The sequence below is a fragment of the Streptomyces sp. CNX435 genome, assembly GCF_059570575.1.
The window spans coordinates 46,772-66,122 of record NZ_JCANTA010000017.1; the positions used below are offsets into that span (position 1 = coordinate 46,772).

At 71.3% G+C, this 19,351-nt stretch carries 15 protein-coding genes; 7 read left to right on the top strand and 8 right to left on the bottom strand.

Features of this window, described 5'->3' with window-relative positions:
- Window position 1: 1 nt before the first annotated feature.
- From yidC to T328_RS24990, 6 genes are all read left to right on the top strand, one after another.
- Entirely contained in the window at window positions 2–1,279 is a 1,278-nt protein-coding gene (gene yidC / locus T328_RS24965; protein WP_496498402.1) for a membrane protein insertase YidC, read from the top strand.
- A 56-nt stretch (window positions 1,280–1,335) separates the two neighbouring features.
- Entirely contained in the window at window positions 1,336–1,851 is a 516-nt protein-coding gene (locus T328_RS24970; protein ID WP_496498492.1) for a Jag family protein, read from the top strand.
- Window positions 1,852–1,960: 109 nt separating this feature from the next.
- Window positions 1,961–2,689: a 16S rRNA (guanine(527)-N(7))-methyltransferase RsmG gene (gene rsmG / locus T328_RS24975; RefSeq protein ID WP_496498403.1), complete on the top strand. Its 729-nt coding sequence runs from the start codon at window positions 1,961–1,963 to the stop codon at window positions 2,687–2,689.
- Window positions 2,690–2,928: 239 nt separating this feature from the next.
- Entirely contained in the window at window positions 2,929–3,972 is a 1,044-nt protein-coding gene (locus tag T328_RS24980; RefSeq protein ID WP_496498493.1) for a ParA family protein, read from the top strand.
- The gene (locus T328_RS24985) at window positions 3,969–5,069 is read left to right on the top strand and encodes a ParB/RepB/Spo0J family partition protein (protein ID WP_496498404.1); all 1,101 of its coding nucleotides are present in this window, start codon (window positions 3,969–3,971) and stop codon (window positions 5,067–5,069) included. The genes T328_RS24980 and T328_RS24985 overlap by 4 nt, the downstream gene beginning before the upstream one ends.
- A 124-nt stretch (window positions 5,070–5,193) precedes the next feature.
- Window positions 5,194–5,811 (top strand): GNAT family N-acetyltransferase, encoded by a 618-nt coding sequence (locus T328_RS24990; RefSeq protein WP_496498405.1) that lies wholly within the window; start codon window positions 5,194–5,196, stop codon window positions 5,809–5,811.
- 113 nt (window positions 5,812–5,924) lie between these two features.
- Here the strand turns inward: T328_RS24990 and trxA are convergent, their stop codons facing one another.
- The 7 genes from trxA to T328_RS25025 all read right to left on the bottom strand — a co-directional run bounded on the left by trxA (window position 5,925) and on the right by T328_RS25025 (window position 16,258).
- Window positions 5,925–6,284, bottom strand: coding sequence for a thioredoxin (gene trxA, locus T328_RS24995; protein WP_496498494.1), 360 nt, complete (start codon window positions 6,282–6,284; stop codon window positions 5,925–5,927).
- A gap of 12 nt (window positions 6,285–6,296) precedes the next feature.
- The gene (gene trxB / locus T328_RS25000; protein WP_496498406.1) at window positions 6,297–7,274 is read right to left on the bottom strand and encodes a thioredoxin-disulfide reductase; all 978 of its coding nucleotides are present in this window, start codon (window positions 7,272–7,274) and stop codon (window positions 6,297–6,299) included.
- Window positions 7,275–7,394: 120 nt separating this feature from the next.
- Window positions 7,395–8,354, bottom strand: coding sequence for an RsmA family anti-sigma factor (locus T328_RS25005; RefSeq protein ID WP_496498407.1), 960 nt, complete (start codon window positions 8,352–8,354; stop codon window positions 7,395–7,397).
- Window positions 8,351–9,037 carry an RNA polymerase sigma factor SigM gene (sigM, locus tag T328_RS25010; protein ID WP_496498408.1) on the bottom strand — a complete coding sequence of 229 codons (687 nt, stop codon included), beginning with the start codon at window positions 9,035–9,037 and terminating at the stop codon, window positions 8,351–8,353. The genes T328_RS25005 and sigM overlap by 4 nt, the downstream gene beginning before the upstream one ends.
- Before the next feature lie 33 nt (window positions 9,038–9,070).
- Window positions 9,071–10,870 (bottom strand): protein kinase family protein, encoded by a 1,800-nt coding sequence (locus T328_RS25015; protein WP_496498409.1) that lies wholly within the window; start codon window positions 10,868–10,870, stop codon window positions 9,071–9,073.
- A gap of 111 nt (window positions 10,871–10,981) precedes the next feature.
- On the bottom strand, window positions 10,982–13,795 hold the full coding sequence (murJ, locus tag T328_RS25020; protein WP_496498495.1) for a murein biosynthesis integral membrane protein MurJ: 2,814 nt from the start codon (window positions 13,793–13,795) through the stop codon (window positions 10,982–10,984).
- A gap of 48 nt (window positions 13,796–13,843) precedes the next feature.
- On the bottom strand, window positions 13,844–16,258 hold the full coding sequence (locus T328_RS25025) for a DUF6049 family protein (RefSeq protein WP_496498410.1): 2,415 nt from the start codon (window positions 16,256–16,258) through the stop codon (window positions 13,844–13,846).
- A gap of 214 nt (window positions 16,259–16,472) precedes the next feature.
- On the opposite strand from T328_RS25025, the gene T328_RS25030 reads away from it, so the two are divergent.
- Complete coding sequence (locus T328_RS25030; protein ID WP_496498411.1) at window positions 16,473–17,933, top strand: CCA tRNA nucleotidyltransferase; 1,461 nt, start codon at window positions 16,473–16,475, stop codon at window positions 17,931–17,933.
- 33 nt (window positions 17,934–17,966) lie between these two features.
- Here T328_RS25030 and T328_RS25035 read toward each other — a convergent pair whose 3' ends face one another.
- A complete protein-coding gene (locus tag T328_RS25035; protein ID WP_496498412.1) occupies window positions 17,967–19,307 on the bottom strand; it encodes an MFS transporter in 1,341 nt (446 codons plus the stop codon).
- Window positions 19,308–19,351 lie beyond the last annotated feature (44 nt).

Consider the following 19,351-nt stretch of genomic DNA (forward strand, 5'->3'; position numbering starts at 1 on the left):
CGTGGACACGATCCTCGGTCCTCTCTATACGGCAGTTTCCTGGATCATCGTCCAGTTCCACTCGCTGTTCAGCCTCGTGTTCCCCGAGGACAGCGGATGGGCCTGGGGTCTGTCCATCGTCGCGCTGGTGGTCGTGATCCGTATCGCCCTGATCCCGCTCTTCGTGAAGCAGATCAAGGCGACTCGGAACATGCAGGTGCTGCAGCCGAAGATGAAGGCGATCCAGGAGCGCTACAAGAACGACAAGCAGCGCCAGTCCGAGGAGATGATGAAGCTGTACCGGGAGACGGGTACCAACCCGCTCTCAAGCTGTCTTCCCATCCTCGCCCAGTCCCCCTTCTTCCTGGCGCTCTTCCAGGTGCTGAACAAGATCGCCGGCAATCACGAGGTCGGCGTCCTCAACGCCACGCAGGTCGAGCAGGCCCGTGAGGCCCACGTCTTCGGCGCCCCGATCGCCGCGAAGTTCATGGACAGCGCGAGCAAGGTGGAGAGCCTCGGCTCCTCGCTCGCCGACGTGCGGGTCGTCACCGTCATCATGATCGTGCTGATGTCGGGGTCGCAGTTCTACACACAGCGCCAGCTGATGACGAAGAACGTCGACCTGACGGTCAAGACCCCGTTCATGCAGCAGCAGAAGATGCTGATGTACATCTTCCCGCTCATGTTCGCCGTCTTCGGCATCAACTTCCCCGTCGGCGTCCTGATCTACTGGCTGACCACCAACGTGTGGTCCATGGGCCAGCAGATGTACGTGATCAAGCGGAACCCCACCCCGGGCAGCAAGTCCTACGCGCACCTGCTGGAGCGCATGCAGAAGCACGTCATCGACCGCGGCGGCGTTCGCGGTCGCCGGGACCGTTACGTCGTCAAGCAGATGGTCGCCAAGGGCAAGGACCGCAACGAGGACGAGAAGAAGTTCGTGTCGGCGCTGGCCAAGCACGACCTGCAGCCCCAGGCGGACGGCAGCGTGATCAAGAGCGAGACGCCGCTGTCGGACGCCAAGCCGGGCGGCGGCGACCCCGGTCGGCGCCAGCAGCCGAAGCGGCAGTCGAAGTCCCAGCGCCGCAGCCACGCCCAGTCTGGCGGCGCCGGCCAGCGGCAGGAGGGCGCCGACGATGACGCGGAGCCCGAGGACAAGAAGCCCGCGTCGAACTCTGCGAAGAAGAAGGCGGGCGGCTCATCCGGCCGCGGCGGTTCGGGTTCGGGTGGGAACGCCCGCAACGCGAAGTCCGGTCAGCGCAAGGGGCCGCAGCGGCCCAAGCACCCGTCGAAGAAGTAAGAAGGAGCCCCCACGTGACGGACACCGCTTCCGCGACCGGCGAGGCCGGTTCGGAGATCGAGGCCCAGCCCGAGAAGACCGAGGCCACGGCCGAGGACGTCCTGACGCGGCTTGAGCAGGAAGGCGAGATCGCCGCCGACTACCTGGAGGAGCTGCTCGACATCGCGGACCTCGACGGCGACATCGACATGGACGTCGAGGGCGGCCGGGCCTCGGTGTCGATCATCAGCGAAGGGGCGTCGGATCGCCAGCTGCAGAAGTTGGTGGGGCGCGACGGCGAGGTGCTGGAGGCGCTGCAGGAGCTGACGCGGCTGGCCGTACACCGGGAGACGGGTGACCGCAGCCGGCTGATGCTGGACATCGCGGGATTCCGGGCCCGTAAGCGGGAGGAGCTCACCGAGCTGGGCACCGAGGCCGTGGCGCGGGTGAAGGAGAGCGGCGAGCCGGAGAAGCTGCGGCCGATGTCCCCGTTCGAGCGCAAGGTGGTGCACGACGCGGTGAAGGCCGCGGGGCTGCGCAGCGAGTCGGAGGGCGAGGAGCCCGAGCGGCGCGTCGTCGTGCTCCCGGCCTGACCGGGTCGCACGTGTTCCACCCCTGGGCCGGTTGACCGACCGGCCCAGACTGCTCCCCCTGTCACCAGCCGTCGCTCGACCGCCGGCGCTCCAGCGAGAGGACGTCCCCGTGTCCGATGTTGCGGAACTCCCGCCGGTGCCGGAAGCCGCCGACAAGGTCTTCGGCGGCGCCCTCCCGGACGCGGTGCGTTACGCCGAGCTGCTTGCCGACACGGCGGTGACACGCGGGCTGATCGGCCCGCGGGAGGTGCCTCGGCTGTGGGAGCGGCACCTGCTGAACTGCGCGGTGCTCGGCGAGGTCGTGCCCGAGGGCGTCGCGGTCTGCGACGTCGGCTCGGGTGCGGGGCTGCCGGGGATTCCGCTGGCGCTGGTCCGCCCCGACCTGCGGATCACGCTGCTGGAGCCGTTGCTGCGACGGACCCGCTTTCTGCAGGAGGTCACCGAGCTGCTGGGCCTTGAACAGCAGGTGACGGTCGTCCGCGGCCGGGCCGAGGAAGTCCTCGGCACGCTGGAGCCCGTCCATGTCGTCACCGCCCGGGCGGTGGCCCCGCTGGACCGGCTGGCCGGCTGGGGCGTCCCGCTGCTGCGCCCGTACGGAGAGATGCTTGCGCTGAAGGGCGAGAGCGCCGAGGAGGAGCTGCGCGCCTCGAAGGCCGCGCTGCACAAGCTCGGCGTCACGGAGACGGAGATCGTGCAGGTCGGAGCCGATGTGGTGGACCCACCGGCAACCGTGGTGCGAGCCGTGGTGGGCGAGAGTCCGGGGGGTGTGCGCTTCGCCGCGAAGCGGGCGCGGGCCGCTCGCAAGGGCGGTCGCGGCGGGCACGGCCGACACCGCTAGTCTGCTCGTATCCTGAAGAGGGCCGATCGGTCCATTAAAGCCGCCTACCGTACATACACCGGAGTGTCGCTGCGGTGGTGCCCTCGGGGCTGTGCATCGTGTTTCACGTGAAACATCGTTCGTTGCTCCCCGGGATCCTCAGCCGAGGACGCGGTGCCCCAGATGCCCGCGGATCGGCTGTGGATAACAAGGAATCATCCACAGGAGAACGGACCTCGCTGGTTCGCGACCCCGAAAGCATGGCAGGCTCTGTGCAGTGCGAGTCTGAAGTCGAGGAGAGTGAATCCTTGCGGTCCGACGCCAATGTCGCGGGACCGATGGCCGATCCGGTCCCCGGTCCCCGCTCCGAATCGGCGGATGTTTCACGTGAAACTCCGCCTCCCATGGACGACACTCCGATCGGGCGTGCCGCTCAGCTCGCCGTAGAGGCGCTCGGGCGGGCCGGTCAGGGTCTGCCGCGCCCCGAGCGGACCCGTGTGATGGTCGTCGCCAACCAGAAGGGTGGGGTCGGCAAAACCACCACCACGGTCAACCTGGCGGCATCGCTGGCCCTGCACGGTGCCCGAGTGCTGGTCATCGACCTCGATCCGCAGGGCAATGCCTCGACCGCGTTGGGTGTGGACCACCATGCGGAGGTGCCGTCGGTCTACGACGTGCTGGTGGAGGCCAAGCCGCTGGCCGAGGTGGTGCAGCCGGTCCCCGATGTTGAGGGGCTGTTCTGTGCGCCGGCCACCATCGATCTCGCGGGCGCGGAGATCGAGTTGGTCTCGCTGGTGGCGCGGGAGAGCCGGCTGATGCGGGCGATCGACACCTACGAGCAGCCGTTGGACTACATCTTCATCGACTGCCCGCCCTCGCTCGGCCTGTTGACCGTCAACGCCATGGTGGCGGGCAACGAGGTGCTCATCCCGATCCAGTGCGAGTACTACGCGCTGGAAGGGCTGGGTCAGCTGCTGCACAACGTCGACTTGGTGCGCGGGCATCTCAACCCCAGGCTCCACGTGTCGACGATCCTCCTCACGATGTACGACGGGAGGACACGGCTGGCCTCCCAGGTGGCGGACGAAGTCCGCGGTCACTTCGGCGCCGAGGTGCTGAGGACCAGCATCCCGCGATCGGTGCGCATCTCCGAGGCACCGAGCTACGGGCAGACGGTCCTCACCTACGACCCGGGGTCGAGCGGCTCGCTCTCCTATCTGGAGGCGGCTCGCGAAATGGCCCTGCGCGGCATGAGCGGGCAGGGCGAGGCTCATCACGAGCAGCACGACGGAGGGGCTCAGTGACGGAACGACGCAGAGGACTGGGCCGCGGGCTGGGGGCGCTGATCCCCGCCGCCCCCACTCCCGCCGATGACTCGGGACCGCTTGTCGGCGGCGCCACTATGTCGCCGGGTGCGGTGCCGGTCATAGTGTCGGAGCGGGCGCCCCAGCACGAGACACCGGGTTACGAGGAGCAGCCGCCGCCGGAGAACGCCTACGAGGCGACGCCGGCCGTCGAGGGCGCCGTGGAGGGCGGCGAAGTGGCCGGTGCGCACTTCGCCGAGGTTCCGCTGGACGCCATCACGCCGAACCCGCGGCAGCCGCGTGAGGTGTTCGACGAGGACTCCCTCGCCGAGTTGGTCACCTCCATCCAGGAGGTCGGGCTCCTCCAGCCGGTCGTCGTCCGCCGACTGGGTCCGGACCGCTATGAGCTGGTCATGGGTGAGCGCCGCTGGCGTGCCTGCCGTGAGGCCGGCATGGAGCAGATCCCGGCGATCGTCCGAGCCACGGACGACGAGAAGCTCCTCCTGGACGCGCTCCTGGAGAACCTGCATCGGGCACAGCTCAACCCGCTGGAAGAGGCGGCCGCCTACGACCAGTTGCTGCGGGACTTCGCGTGCACGCACGACCAGCTGGCCGACCGGATCGGTCGCTCGCGCCCTCAGGTCTCCAACACGCTGCGGCTGCTGCGGCTCTCGCCGCCCGTACAGCGGCGGGTGGCGGCCGGGGTGATCTCCGCGGGCCATGCGCGGGCGCTGCTGTCCGTGGAGGAACCGGGAGAGCAGGACCGGCTGGCACACCGCATCGTGGCCGAGGGGCTGTCGGTGCGGGCAGTCGAGGAGATCGTGACCCTGATGGGGTCGGAGCCCAAGAGCGGGCGCCGGCCGAAGGCGCCCCGGGCCGGCAACCGGATGTCTCCGGCGCTGACCGATCTGGCGTCCCGGCTCTCCGACCGCTTCGAGACCCGGGTGAAGGTCGACCTCGGCCAGAAGAAGGGAAAGATCGTCGTCGAGTTCGCCTCGATAGAGGATCTGGAGCGCATTCTCGGCTCGATGGCCCCCGGCGAGGGCAGGGTGTTGGAGAAGAAGCTGAGCGACGAGGACGCCGACGACGACGAGTGACCGCTCCTCTCGCCGATCCCGACGAGACAGGCCGCGGAGGGAATCCGCGGCCTGTTTTGTTGTCTCCGGATACGATGCATACGGGTATCGAGGGGGATGCCGGTGAAGGAGAGGATCGGGCTTCATGGGGCGAAGGCTCGTACCGCTCACCCTGGACAACCTCCCGGACGTCCCCAAGCGTTGTCGCTCGTGTGTCTTCTGGGAGCTGGACCCTGTCAATGGTGAGGCGGCCGTCAAGTCCGGCCGTCCGGAGCTGGAGAAGGAAGCCTGGATCTCCGCCGTTCTGCTGGAGTGGGGATCCTGCGGCCGGGTCGTCTACGTAGACGATGTTCCGGCCGGGTTCGTGATGTACGCCCCGCCCGCTTACGTGCCCCGCTCCCTCGCCTTTCCGACGAGCCCGGTGTCAGCGGACGCCGTCCAGCTGATGACCGCGTGGCTCAACCCGGGATATCAGGGTCAGGGTCTCGGCCGGACCCTCGTCCAGACCGTCGCGAAGGATCTTCTGCGCCGCGGCGTGAAGGCCGTCGAAGCCTTCGGGGACGCGGCCTGGAAGGAGCCGGCGTGTGTGCTGCCGGCGGACCACCTGGTGTCGGTCGGCTTCAAGACCGTACGGCCCCACCCCCGTTATCCGCGGATGCGGTTGGAGCTGCGCTCCGCGATCTCCTGGAAGGAGGACGTGGAGTTGGCGCTCGACAAGCTCCTCGGCGCCGTGCAGAAGGACCCGGTGCTGCGACCGCTCTGATGCCGGCCGCGTACGACGAAGGGCCCGTCCGGGGACGGGCCCTTCGTATGTCCGCGACTGCGGTTCACGCTCCACGCTCACGACGATGTTTCACGTGAAACGGGGGCGCTTTCTCAGGCGAGGAACTCGTTGAGGTCGCGCTCCAGAGCGGTCTTCGGCTTGGCGCCGACAATGGTCTTCACGACCTCGCCGCCCTGGTAGACATTCATCGTCGGGATCGACATGATGCCGTACTTAGCGGCCGTTGCCGGGTTCTCGTCGATGTTGAGCTTGACGATGGTGATCTTCTCGGGGTTCTCCGCGGCGATGGCCTCCAGCGACGGGGCGATCTGGCGGCACGGGCCGCACCAGGCAGCCCAGAAGTCCACCAGTACGGGCTTGTCGCTCTTGAGAACCTTCTCCTCGAAGTCCGCGTCAGTTGCGGTCACCGTGGCACCGGCCATGGCGTACTCCTTACGTCGTTGTGCGTTGATGGCTGCTCGGTCTCAGACGGCGTCTGCGACCTTCTCCGGCTCCGCCGACTTCTGCTCGTCGGCGATCGCGGCGAGGTAGCGCTCGGCGTCCAGAGCCGAGGCGCAGCCCGTCCCGGCCGCGGTGATCGCCTGGCGGTAGGTGTGGTCGACGACGTCGCCCGACGCGAAGACCCCGGCGAGGTTGGTGCGCGTGGAGGGGGCGTCGACCGTGAGGTAACCCTCCCCGTCGAGTTCCAGCTGTCCCTTGAACAGCTCCGTGCGCGGGTCGTGCCCGATGGCGATGAACAGACCCGTGACCGCGATCTCGGACTCCTCGCCGGTCTTGGTGTTCCGCAGGGTCAGACCGGAGACCTTGTCCCCGCCGTGGATGGCAGAGACCGCGCTGTCCCAGATGAACGAGATCTTCGGGTCGGCGAAGGCCCGCTCCTGCATCGCCTTGCTGGCTCGCAGGCTGTCCCGGCGGTGGACCACCGTGACGCTGCGGGCAAAGCGGGAGAGGAACGTCGCCTCCTCCATCGCGGTGTCGCCGCCGCCGACGACCACGATGTCCTGCTCGCGGAAGAAGAAGCCGTCACACGTGGCGCACCACGAGATGCCCCGGCCGGACAGCTCGTCCTCGCGCGGCAGCCCCAGCTTGCGGTGCTGCGAACCCGTGGAGACGATCACGGACCGGGCGCGGTGCACGGTGCCCGCCGTGTCGGTGACGGTTTTGATGTCGCCCGTGAGGTCGACGGCCACCACATCGTCGGGTACCAGCTCGGCGCCGAAGCGCTCCGCCTGGGCCCGCATGTTGTCCATCAGGTCCGGACCCATGATCCCGTCGCGGAACCCCGGGAAGTTCTCCACGTCGGTGGTGTTCATGAGAGCACCACCGGCGGTGACAGCGCCTTCGAAGACCAGCGGCTGCAGCGCGGCGCGGGCGGTGTACAGCGCGGCGGTGTACCCCGCCGGCCCCGAGCCGATGATGATCACGTTGCGGACGTCGCTCACGGACTCTTCCTTGTCTACGACCGGCTGCCTGAAGGGGCGGGGACCGACTACGTCCTGTCCCTCTCTCCCCACCCAACGGATCCTACGGGCCGGACATTCCCGATGCGGGGCGGGCGTGGTTCAGGGGCGTCGGAAGGTGTCGTGCCGCAGGATCTCGCCCGGCTGGTCCGGCGAGGCTGTGCAGGAGGAATCCACCACGTAGGCGTCCACTCGCTGGGGGTCGCCGGTGTGCGGCAGCACGACCACGTAGGCAGGGGTTCCCTCGTATGTGTCGGTCTGGGCCGCGAGCGGGGCCTCTGTGCGGTTGACGGCGGCCCGTACGCACTCGGGCAGCTGCGGGGAGTCGCCCTCGGTCATGAAAGGCCCGTCCTCGGTGCCGGCCGCACCCTCGCCGGCGTCGTCGCTCTCCCGACTCTCCGGCTGCTGGAGCATGCCGAGAACGCGGGACTCAAGCGAGGCGGCGTTCAGCGGCGCCTGGCCGCCGCCCTCGCTCGGCATGGTCTTCGGGGCGCTGTCCCGGGAGCCGTCCTGGGCGGCGGACACATCCGCATTGCCCGCCCGGTCTCCGCTGCTCCCCGGGAGCTGGATGAGCACGATGCTCAGCGCGACGATCGCCGCCGCCCCCGCGGCGCCGAGAAGAACGCGCGGCCAGCGTCGCGCCCGTCGGCCGGGGCCGGTGGTGTCCGCGCGGTGTGCGGCGGGGCGGCGGTGCGAGCGGCTCGGCCGTGTTTCACGTGAAACAGACTCGCGTGGCGCGGGTACAGGGAAGTCCGGCGACGCGGTTTCACGTGAAACATCGGCCGCTGACACATCGGCGGCGTAGCGCGCCTCGGCCGCCAGCGCCGCGTCGATACGTCCCGCGATCTCGGCCGGCATCGGGGTGGGGTCAGGGAGGCTGCCGAGGAGTCCGCGTACGCCGTCGAGGGCTTCCCGGATCTCCCGGCAGGTGGCGCACTCGTCGAGATGGCGATGGAGCTGCTGGCTGCGGGCGGGGGACGTCAGACCCTCGGCGAGGTCGGCCAGCTCGTCGACCTCCGGGTGCCCGTCGCCGGTGCCGGATGGCTGCGGGGTCTGCGTCACGACTTCTCACCTCCGCCCTTCGCCGCACGTACGTCGTTCTGCTCTGCCGTCGGTGGGACGGATGCCCCCGGCGCCGGGTTCCGTCCTCCTGCCCCGGAGCCGGCGGCGGACAGCCGCAGATGACGTACGAGCGGAAGGAGGCGGGCGCGACCGCGGGCGCAGCGACTCTTCACGGTACCCGCGGGAACGCCGAGGATGTCGGCCGCCTCCGCCACGGGGTAGCCCTCCATGTCCACGAGCACCAGGGCGGCCCGCTGCTCCGCGGGCAGGGTCGCCAGCGCCTGGCGTAGCTCACGACCGGTGTCCTGCCGCTCCGCGGGCGCCTCGGCGGACTCCTCCGGCTCCAGCAGCTGCTCGAAGTGCTGGGTGTCCGCGACCGGTGCCGCGCGGCGGCTGGCGGCCTTGCGGGCCCGGTCCAGGCAGGCGTTCACGGTGATGCGGTGCAGCCAGGTGGTGACGGCGGACTGGCCGCGGAAGGTGTGCGCCGCGCGGAACGCCGACAGCAGCGCGTCCTGCACGGCGTCCGCGGCCTCCTCGCGGTCGCCGAGGGTGCGGAGCGCCACGGCCCACAGCCGGTCCCGGTGGCGTCTGACGATCTCGGCGAAGGCGTGCGGGTCCTCACCGGAGACATGGCGGGCGAGGAGCGTGCGGTCATCGACGTCGCCGCCGTTGGCGTCTTCCAACGCCGACCCCTCCCCAGGTCGAGTGCTGCGTGCTCAGCTCCGAATTTCGATGTCGGAGATCTTGCCACGGAAGTTCCCCTCGGCCGACGGCGGAATCTCCGTGAGCCACAGCAGAACGTACTGGGTGACGACCGGCTTGGTGGGCTTGAGCGTCAGATTGGTGCCTGTCGCGGCGTCGAACTCCTCGAAACCGGCGAGCTCCGTCGGCATCGACGCCGCGTCCTGCGGGGTGGCCATGGCGGTCACGTCGGTATCGCCGATGAGGGTCACCTTGGCGCTGCCGACGCGCTTGGCCTCACCGAGGTCCAGGATCAGCCCGACGCCCTCCTTGAGGTTCCCGAAGACCGCGCTGGTGTACCACTTGGTCTCCCAGTAGCTCGTCGGGTCGGAGTCGTAGGCCGCGGGGACGCTGCTCGGGCTCTCGCTGCCGGTGCCGTACGGATCGAAGTCCCGGGCGCTCTCGATCTCCACCGGCTTGCCGCCGGACTGGCGCCCGCCGCCGGAGCCCCCGCTCCCGGGCTGCGCCGCCGAGTTGCCGGAGTCGCCGTTGCGGCCGTCGTGGTTGATCAGGGCGTCGGCGAGCTGCCAGCTGGCCAGGGCCAGCGCGACGATCAGCAGCACGGACACGCACCACTTCACGGCCTTCCCGGTACGCCCCGGCAGCGCGGGCGGAGCAGGCGGTCGTGCGGTGGCGTTGGGGCGTACGGCGGGCCCGCCGGGGCGACCGCCGCTCTGCGCGTAGCCCTGCTGGTACGTCGTCTGCTGGTACGGCGCGGGCCGCCGGTACTGCGGCTCCGGGGGGCGGATGCGGGGCAGTTCGGCAACCGCGGTGCTCAGCTCGGCGGGTGTCGTGCACGGCCGCGCGTGCGCCGCGGCGGCGGGGGAGCCGGCCGCGAGCGCGCGCATGGCGAGCTCTGACAGCCCGCGGTGCACCCCCGCGCGCACCTGGTCCGGGGCGATGAGGCCGACGTGCTTGGGTAGGCCCGCCAGCCCGTAGGCGTCCCCTTCGTACGGCCAGCGGCCCGTCAGGGCGGCGTACAGCAGGGCGCCGACGGCCTCGGTGTCGGTGCGCTGCGGGTCGTCCGCCTCGGTGCCGTACAGCGCCGCGTGCACGGACAGCCCGCGGATGCGCCACTGTCCGCTGCCGGTGCGCAGCACGGCGGACGGCGTCAGCCTGAGGTGCGCGAGGTCCTTGCGGTGGGCGGCGGCCATCGCCTGGGAGACCTGCGTGACGAGTTCGTACGCCTCGTGCGGCTCCAGCGGCGTTCCGCCGACGAGCAGCGTGGACAACTCGGTGGCGTCGGGGAGCCACTCGTGGACCACGTAGACGACGCCGTCCTCCTCGACGGCGTCGAGGACCTGGACGAAGCGCGGGTCGCCGATGAGGGCTGCGGCGCGCGCGGCGTCGAGCACGGCGCGGGCGTGGGCGTGCCCGGCGGCCAGGACGTGCACGCCGACGGCGCGGCGCAGCTTCTCGTCGACCGCGCGCCAGCTGCTGAAGCCGTCGAGCCGGGTGACGCACTCCTCCAGCCGGTAACGCCCGGCGAGTTTGTGGCCGCTGTGCATGTCGACGGCGGGAACGCCGCCGCGGGGCGGTTCCTCGGGCGCGGCGGGCTCCGCCTCCGCCGCGGAGGGCTCGGCGGCGGGAATCTCCGCGGCAGGAGGCTCCGCGGACAGGGTCTCCGCGGCCGAGGTGTCGGCAGCGGGGGTCTCGGCGGCCGGGTCCCCCGCGGCACCGGCCGGTTCTTCCGTGTCCGCAGCGTTCATCGTGTCGGCCGCATCGCTGCGGCCGGCCGCCGAGCCGTCGACGGCTGCCGTGCTCCGTTCCGCCACCGCCGTTCCTGCCTCCCCAACTCTCGTGTCGTGCAGCCGCGCCAAGACAATTGTGCTCACAGGCTTCCGTCATCCACGACACATGGCGATGACGGAAGGTTGTGCCCCCGGTTACCGGCCGAGGCGGCCGCGGACCATTCCCATCATCGCGTTCAGCTCCTGGATCCGCATCCGCCGGGCCGCCACGTAGAAGATCGCGCCGAGGACGACCGAGCCGACGACGAGCGCGGCGAGTGATCCGGTGACGCCGTGGCCGAGCTTGTCGGTCACGACCCACGCGGCGGCGCCGCCGGCGAGCGCCGCCGGGATGCTGGCGCCGATGAGGCGGGCGTACGTGCGGACGACGTGGGCGCCGTCCAGGTCGTTGGTCCCCATGCGCTGCTTCAGCCGCCGCCAGGCGACGCCGACGCCGACGGTGTACGCGATGCCATAGCAGGCGGCCATGCCGATGACCGCGTGCCGGTCGGGCAGCAGGAGGAAGGCGATCGCCGCGCCGGTCGCGAAGACCGCGGCGACGATCAGCGTGTTGTAGAAGGGCGTGCGGGTGTCCTCGTAGGCGTAGAACCCGCGCAGCACGACGTACTGCACGGAGAAGGGGATCAGCCCGAGGCCGAAGGCCATCAGGACGTACCCGATCGAGGCGGCGGGGTCGCTGCCGACCGCGGCGAACAGCAGCGTGCACATCGGGATGCCGAGCGCGACGAGGGCGAAGGCGATCGGCACGATGGCGACGGCCGAGGTGCGCAGGCCGTGCGAGATGTCGTCGCGCACCGCCGTGGGCTCGCCGTCGGCGGCGGCCCGCGAGATGCGCGGCAGCATCGCGGCCATCACCGACACGGTGATGATCGCCTGCGGCATCTGCCAGATCAGCAGCGCGTTCTGGAAGGCCATGATGCCGGTGCCTTCGTGGCCCTCCTCGGAGGCGGAGTCGCCGGCCCAGGTGGCGAGCTGCGTGACGACGAGCATGCCGGCCTGGTTGGCGAGGACGAAGAGGAACGTCCACTTGGCGAGCTTGGCCGCCTTGCCGAGGCCGTGCCCCTTCCAGTCGAAGCGCGGCCGGATCTTGAAGCCCGTCTGCCGCAGGTACGGGATCATCGCCAGCGCCTGCACCACCAGGCCCAGCAGCGTGCCGACGCCGAGGAGCCGCACACCCTCCGCGGGGATGGTGTCGACGCCCATCGTCGAGGAGTTGTGCGTGCCGTAGACCCAGAGGAAGAGGCCGAAGGTGGCGATGATGACGATGTTGTTGAGGACCGGGGTCCACATCATCGGGCCGAAGCTGCCGCGCGCGTTGAGGATCTGCCCCATCACCACGTGGATGCCCATGAAGAAGATGGTGGGCAGGCAGTACTGCGCGAAGGTGATGGCGACCTCGTTGGACTGCGGGTTGTCGGCGATCGTCACCGACATCGCGGGGATGAGCAGCGGTGCGGCGAACACGGCGACGAGGACCATCCCGCCGAGGAGGACCGAGACGAGGGTCAGCAGCCGGTTGGCGTAGGCGATGCCGCCGTCGGGATCGTTCTTCATCGCGCGTACGAGTTGCGGGACGAAGACGGAGTTGAGGCCGCCGCCGATGGTGAGGATGTAGATCATCGTCGGCAGCGTGTACGCGACGGTGTACGTGTCGCCGAGGACCGCGACGCCGAGCGCCGCGGAGATCACCAGCGTGCGCAGGAACCCCGTGATGCGCGAGACGAGGGTGCCCGCCGCCATGACGGCGCTGGAGCGGGCCAGGCTCGCGACACGGCCCCCGCGGGCGCGCTGCGGCGGTACGGGTGCGGGCCCCGCGGGCTGCGGCTGGAGACCCATCGGGGGCGGCTGCGGGGCGCGCTGGTCGCGGAAGAGGTGGGCGAAGGCGTCCGGCTCCGGCTGCGCCGGCCCGCCGGCCCGGGTGACGAGGTCGTCGACGCCGACGAACTGCGCGCCCTGGTCGCCGTAGGGCAGATGCCGCGTGGGGCCGTCGGGCTCGGGCGCGGGCGGGCCGGCCCACTGCCGGGGGTCCGGGCGGTAGTGCGGCGAGGGCGGCTGCTGGTACGGCGGCTGGGCCGCGGGCTGGCTGCCGGGCGGCGGCGGGGGGTGGGCGGCGTGGTCGTAGAGCGCGTCGCCGAGGGGGTCGGTGCGCTGCTGGTACGGGTCGGGGGCGTAGGCGTCCTGGAGGTACGGGTCCTGGGGGTAGGGCGGCGACGGGGCCGCGGCCTGGGCGGGGTGGCCGTACGGGTCCTGGGGGGCGGCGTGCGGGTGCTGCTGGTGGCCTTGGTGGCCCTGGGGATGGTGCGGGGCCCGGGGGTCGCGCGGGGGGTACGGGGACCGCGGGTCGTGCGGTGCCTGCGGGCTTCCGGCGTACGGGTCAGCGGGCTGCGCGTAGGGGTCCTGACCCGGCTGGGCGGGATGGCCGTACGGGTCGGGCGCGGGCTGCCCGCCCGGCGGCTGACCGCGGTGTGCGGGGGGTGCGGGGGGCGCGGGCTGGGCGTACTGAGCGGGGTGGCCCTGCTGTGCGGGCCCGCCGTGCTGAGGGGGCTCCGGCTGCCCGTAGTACGGCTGCTGGCCCTGATGACCGGGTTGGCCCTGATGACCGGGCTGCCCGTGGTGGCCGGGCTGCGCGTACGGGTCCGGAGCCGGGGCCCCGGGGTGGGCCGGCGGTGCGTGCTGCGCGTAGGGATCCGGAGCGGTGGGGTGGGCGTAGTGACCGGGGGGACCCTGCGCGTACGGGTCGGCGGGCGGCGGCGCGTAGTGCCCCTGGGCGTACGGCGCGTAGGGGTCCTGGGCTCCGGGCGCGTACGGGTCCGACGCGTACGGGTCGGCGGCGTTCTGCGGGTCGGCCGGGGGCTGCTGCTGGGCAGGGGGCGGCGGCGGGCCGGCAGGCGGCGGATTCGCGGGATCGCCGGTGCCCTGACTGCGGTCACCGTCGTACGGCGCGTTCATCGACACCCCACAAGGGTCATGGCCGGCCTGGAAACGGCCTGGTCGCTCTCACCGCTCCACTCTCTCACTGGCACCCGACCGGGCACCGCTTTCCGCGTCGGTGTCGTCGGCGCTGTCGCCGCCGGTGAGGTGCGTGCCGGGTGCCTTCCTGTCGGCTTCCCCGGTATCGCCGTCGCTACCGGGTTCCGCCGTGTCCTCCGGATCCCCGGCGGCGTCGGCGCCGCCGTCCCCGTCCCTGTCCCCGTTTCCGTTCTCTTCCCCGTTCCCGTCGGCCCCACCGTCCGCGTCCGCCGTCTGGGCGGCGCGCTTGCGCTGCGTGTACATGCGCACCCCGGCGAGGACGAGCAGCAGGATCCCGGCGCCGATGACGAGCAGCACCGTGGAGGTGATGGACGTCACCTCCACCTGGAACGTCTTCTTCTCACCGAAGGGCCTGCCGTCCGCGGTGAAGAGCTGGGCGGTGATCTTCACCGGGCCGCTGGCCCGTGCGGAGGCCTCGAACTTCACCGACGTGCTGCGGCCGCCCGCCACCTCGATGGACTGCGTGCCCTCCTCGATCCGCAGCCGGCTGGGCACGTCCGACGTCAGCCGCAGCTCCAGCCCGCGGACGTCCTGCAAGAGGTTGTTCTGCACGGTCACGGGGATCGTGCCGCTGTTGCCGGAGAGGGTGAGGTCGGACTTGTCGATGAGCTGCACCTGCGAGGTGACGTCCTCTAGATAGTCCTGTACCCCTTGGCGGAACGCCTCCGCTTCCGCCTTGCGACCGCGCCACTGCGTGGACATCTCGCGCAGCAGCGCGTTGCCGAAGGGCACGGTCACCCGCAGGCTGTCGTCGAGGATGTCGGAGAAGTTGTCGAGCTGCTGCCGGGTGGCGAGGATCCGGTCGAACGCCTCGCGGGGGATCTCCTGCTTCCGCAGCCGCTCCGGGTACGCGCCGGTGCCCGGCACCGTGCGGTTGGCGGCCGGGTCCGCGGGTTCCACGGCGGCGCCGCTGAGGTTCAGCGGCGTCATCCACGTACTGGTGTCGAGGTCGCTGATCGCCTCCGCCATGGCCTGTGCCTGGCCCAGCGTGGGGGTGCGCTGCGGCGCGACGACGATGCTCCGCTGCATGTTCGGCTGCTGCAGGGTCGTCACGAGCGTCTGGGCGAGGAACTCCTGGATGGCCAGGGAGAACGTCTCCGCCCGGCTCATGTCCCCCTCGAAGGCCCGGGAGAGCTGTGCGTCGGCCACCACCGCCGTCTGCCCGCCGCCGATGGGGCGGGCCGCGGTCGGGGTGTACGACAGACCGTTCTCGCTCATGCTGTCGCTGCGGGCGAGGATCCACTGCGCCCCGGCCGCGCCGGCGACGCCGACGACGCGCCGGTCGATCGCGCCCTCCGCGGGCCAGGCCACGTCGGTCTCCGGCTCGGTGTTCAGGACCGACTCCACGGTCTTGCGGCCCAGGTCGGTGGCGTCGCCGAGCTGGTCGAGGGTTCCGGAGATCTTGCGGCCGCGGTGGGCGATGGAGGCCAGGTCGGGGTCGCCGAAGGGCAGCGCGACGACCTCGCGGCCCTTGACGGCGTTCTGCAGGTCGGCCAGCCACTGCCGGGCGGTCTCCTGGCCCTTGCCGGGGACGGTCTCGCCGTCCTCGGTCGTCACGTTGTACGGGTCCGCCATCGCCGCCGCCGTGACCAGCAGATCCGGGTCGATGACCCACGTGACGGGCAGCTCCTCGCCGAGCGCGACCATCTGCTGCAGCCGGCCGCCGGGCTCCATCTGCTCCAGCAGGCCGTCGCTGGCGAGCACCGGGGTCTGCTCCTCGTCCGCCTCGGTGCGCGCGGTCAGCTGGGGGGTGGCGATGACGGGCCAGACGAAGGTGAGCCGGGTCTTGGTGGACAGGTCGTCCGGCTGCCAGGGCAGGAAGGTGTGCTCGATGCCCAGCACCTGCTCGTAGCCGGCGTCCGCGGAGGTCCCGCTGAGGGAGACGGCGAGCTGGTACACGCCGGGCGCGTCCAGCGGCAGCCGGTCCACGGGAATCGTCATGCTGAATTCGCGGGTCATCCCGGGGGCCAGGCTCTTCAGCTCCTGGGTGCCGGGGCCGTCGATCTCCACCCCGTCGTACTCCGAGAGCCAGCCCGTGCGCTCGGTGGCGTCGGTGACCGCGCTGCGGCTCGTCAGCGGCCCGCTGAGGCGCAGCGAGACGTGCGGGTCGGCGATCTTGGCGTCGGTCCTGTTGGTGACCTTCCCGGTGACCGTGAGGTCGTCGCCGCCGGAGGGCACGGAGGGGTCCAGGTAGTCCACGGACACGTTCACCGAGCGGGAGCCGGACGGCTGCGCCCGGGCCTCGCCGGCCGCCGGCAGCTGTACGAGCGCGGCCGGCAGCAGCAGCGCCACGAGCAGCAGGGCGGCCAGCAGCCGCCGGTGGGCCGGGGGACGGGCGGGAGAGCCGCCCGGGGACCCGGTGAAATGTGCCAGCTCGGCCACGCGCTCGCCCGTCCTCGTCGTCCTCGTGCCCGGCCCGCGGCCTTGTGCCGCCTGCCTTGGACCCCGATGGTAACGAGGTGCGGGACGCCGGGTGTCGGGGACTGCGTCAACCCTCCGGCACCCGTACACCTGATCGACACCGGGGCGGTACGGAGGCGCCGTGGAGGGTGGGCAGTTGCGGTCCCGCTGTACGCGGGCCGTACTCTGTTCTGTTGTGCCGAACGCCCGCGAAGACCACCGAACCGAGCAGGCCACGCTGAGCCGTGCCCAGCGCAGCGCCGTCAGCGAACTGCTGCGCGTCTCCCCCGTCGCCGACGACCTGGCGCACCGCTTCCAGGACGCCGGCGTCCGGCTGGCGCTGGTGGGTGGATCGGTACGGGACGCGCTGCTCGGCCGGCTCGGCAACGACCTCGACTTCACCACCGACGCCCGCCCGGAGCGGGTGCTCGACATCGTGCGTCCCTGGGCGGACGCGGTGTGGGAGGTCGGCATCGCGTTCGGCACGGTCGGCTGCCGCAAGGGCGACCTGCAGATCGAGATCACCACGTACCGCTCCGAGGCGTACGACCGGACGTCGCGGAAGCCGGAGGTGTCGTACGGCGACTCCATCGAGGAGGACCTCGTCCGCCGCGACTTCACGGTCAACGCGATGGCCGTGGCGCTGCCGGAGAAGGAGTTCGTCGACCCGCACGGCGGCCTGGACGACCTGGCGGCCCGGGTGCTGCGCACCCCGGGCACCCCGCAGGAGTCCTTCGGCGACGACCCGCTGCGGATGATGCGGGCCGCGCGGTTCGCGGCACAGCTGGGCTTCGAGGTGGCGCCGGAGGTCGTCGCGGCGATGACGGACATGGCCGGGCGGATCGAGATCGTGTCCGCCGAGCGGGTGAGGGACGAGCTGAACAAGCTGCTCCTCTCCCCCCGCCCGCGCCTGGGCCTGCGGCTGCTCGTCGACACCGGCCTGGCCGAGCACGTGCTGCCGGAGCTGCCGGCGCTGCGCCTGGAGCGCGACGAGCACCACCGACACAAGGACGTCTACGAGCACTCCCTGATCGTGCTGGAGCAGGCCATCGCGCTGGAGGAGAACGGGCCCGACCTGGTGTTGCGGCTGGCGGCGCTGCTCCACGACATCGGCAAGCCGCGCACGCGCCGGTTCGAGAAGGACGGCCGGGTCTCCTTCCACCACCACGAGGTGGTGGGCGCCAAGATGACCAAGACCCGGATGACGAAGCTGAAGTACTCGGGCGACCAGATCAAGGACGTCTCCCGGCTGGTCGAGCTGCACCTGCGGTTCCACGGCTACGGCACCGGCGAGTGGACGGACTCCGCGGTACGTCGCTACGTGCGTGACGCCGGGCCACTGCTCGACCGGCTGCACAAGCTGACCCGCTCCGACTGCACCACCCGCAACAAGCGCAAGGCCTTGGCCCTGCAGCGCGCCTACGACGGGCTGGAGGAGCGCATCGCCCGGCTGCAGGCGCAGGAGGAGCTGGACTCGATCCGGCCGGACCTCGACGGCAACGAGATCATGGAGATCCTCGGTATCGGCCCCGGGCCAGCGGTCGGCGGCGCGTACCGGCACATGCTGGAGCTGCGGCTGGAGCACGGGCCGATGGAACACGAGGCCGCGGTCGAGGCGCTGCGTGCGTGGTGGGCAGAGCAGAATCCGCCGGCGTAGGAGCAGAATCCGCCGGTGTAGCCGCCGCGGGCGTCACGTTTCACGTGAAACATGCGGCTCGGCTCCGCCGTCCACGTCCACAGGCGCGGGATGCCCCTCGTCCTTGGACGCCTGTTTCACGTGAAACATCGACAAGGCGACGCCTGCGTAGACCACCGTGACACCCGCCACGAGCACCGCCGAGCGCCCGTCCGCGGGCAGTAGCACCGCCGCGGCGGCGGCGGCCACCACGAAGGCGATGTTGAAGAGCATGTCGTAGAGGGAGAAGATCCGGCCGCGGTAGGCGTCGTCCACCGACGACTGCACCACCGTGTCCGTCGTGATCTTGACGCCCTGCGTGGTGACTCCGAGGACGAACGCCGCGACCAGCAGCGGCGCCGGTGCGAACGACAACGCCAGCATCGGCGTCAGCACGGCTGCCAGCGCCGCGCACAGCGTCATCCAGCCGGTCCGGCCCAGCCGGATCACCAGCCACGGCGTCACCACCGCCGCGACGAAGAACCCCAGCCCCGACAGACCGACGGCCACGCCGAGCAGCGCCATGCCCTCGTCCTCCCCCTCGGACCAGGCGTAGCGGCACAGCATCAGCAACATCACGGTCAGCGCCCCGAAGCAGAAGCGCATCAGCGCCATGGCGGACAGCGCCCGCGCCGCCTCGCGCCGCTCGCCCAGATGGCGTACCCCCGCGACCAGGCCGCGTGCGGTACTGGCGACCGCCGCGGCGATCCGCGGCAGCACCAGCTCCGGGTCCGGCCCCAGCGACCCCGGCGCCATCCGCAGCGCCGCCAGCGCCGCGCCCAGGTACAGCCCCGAGCCGACCAGCACGGTCGCCGCGTCAGCCGTGCTCCCCTCGGGCCCGGCCAGCCCGACGAGGAAAGCGACGCCGCCGCCGGCCGTGGCGGCCAGGGTGCCCGCGGTCGGCGACAGGGAGTTGCCGACCACGAGTTGTTCCTCGGTGTCCACCACGCGCGGCAGCGCGGCGGAGAGCCCCGCGAGCACGAAGCGGTTGACGGCGGTGACGGACAGCGCCGACAGATAGAACAGCCCGTCCGGCACCCCGGCCAGCAGCAGCGCCGCGGTGCCCGCGGCGAAACCGGCGCGCAGCAGGTTCCCGTACAGCAGCACCTGCCGGCGCCGCCAGCGGTCCAGCAGCACGCCGGCGAAGGGGCCGATCACCGAGTACGGCAGGAGCAGCACGGCCATCGCGGAGGCGATGGCGGCCGGCGAGGTCTGCCGCTCCGGGGAGAAGACGACGTACGCGGCGAGCGCCACCTGGTAGACGCCGTCGGCGCCTTGGGAGAGCAGCCGTACGGCCAGCAGCCGGCGGAAGCCGTGCAGGCGCAGCAGGCTGCGGAGGTCGCGGACAACGGGCATGGCGTTCAGCATCACATGCCGAGGGGCCCCGGGCTGCAGCCCGG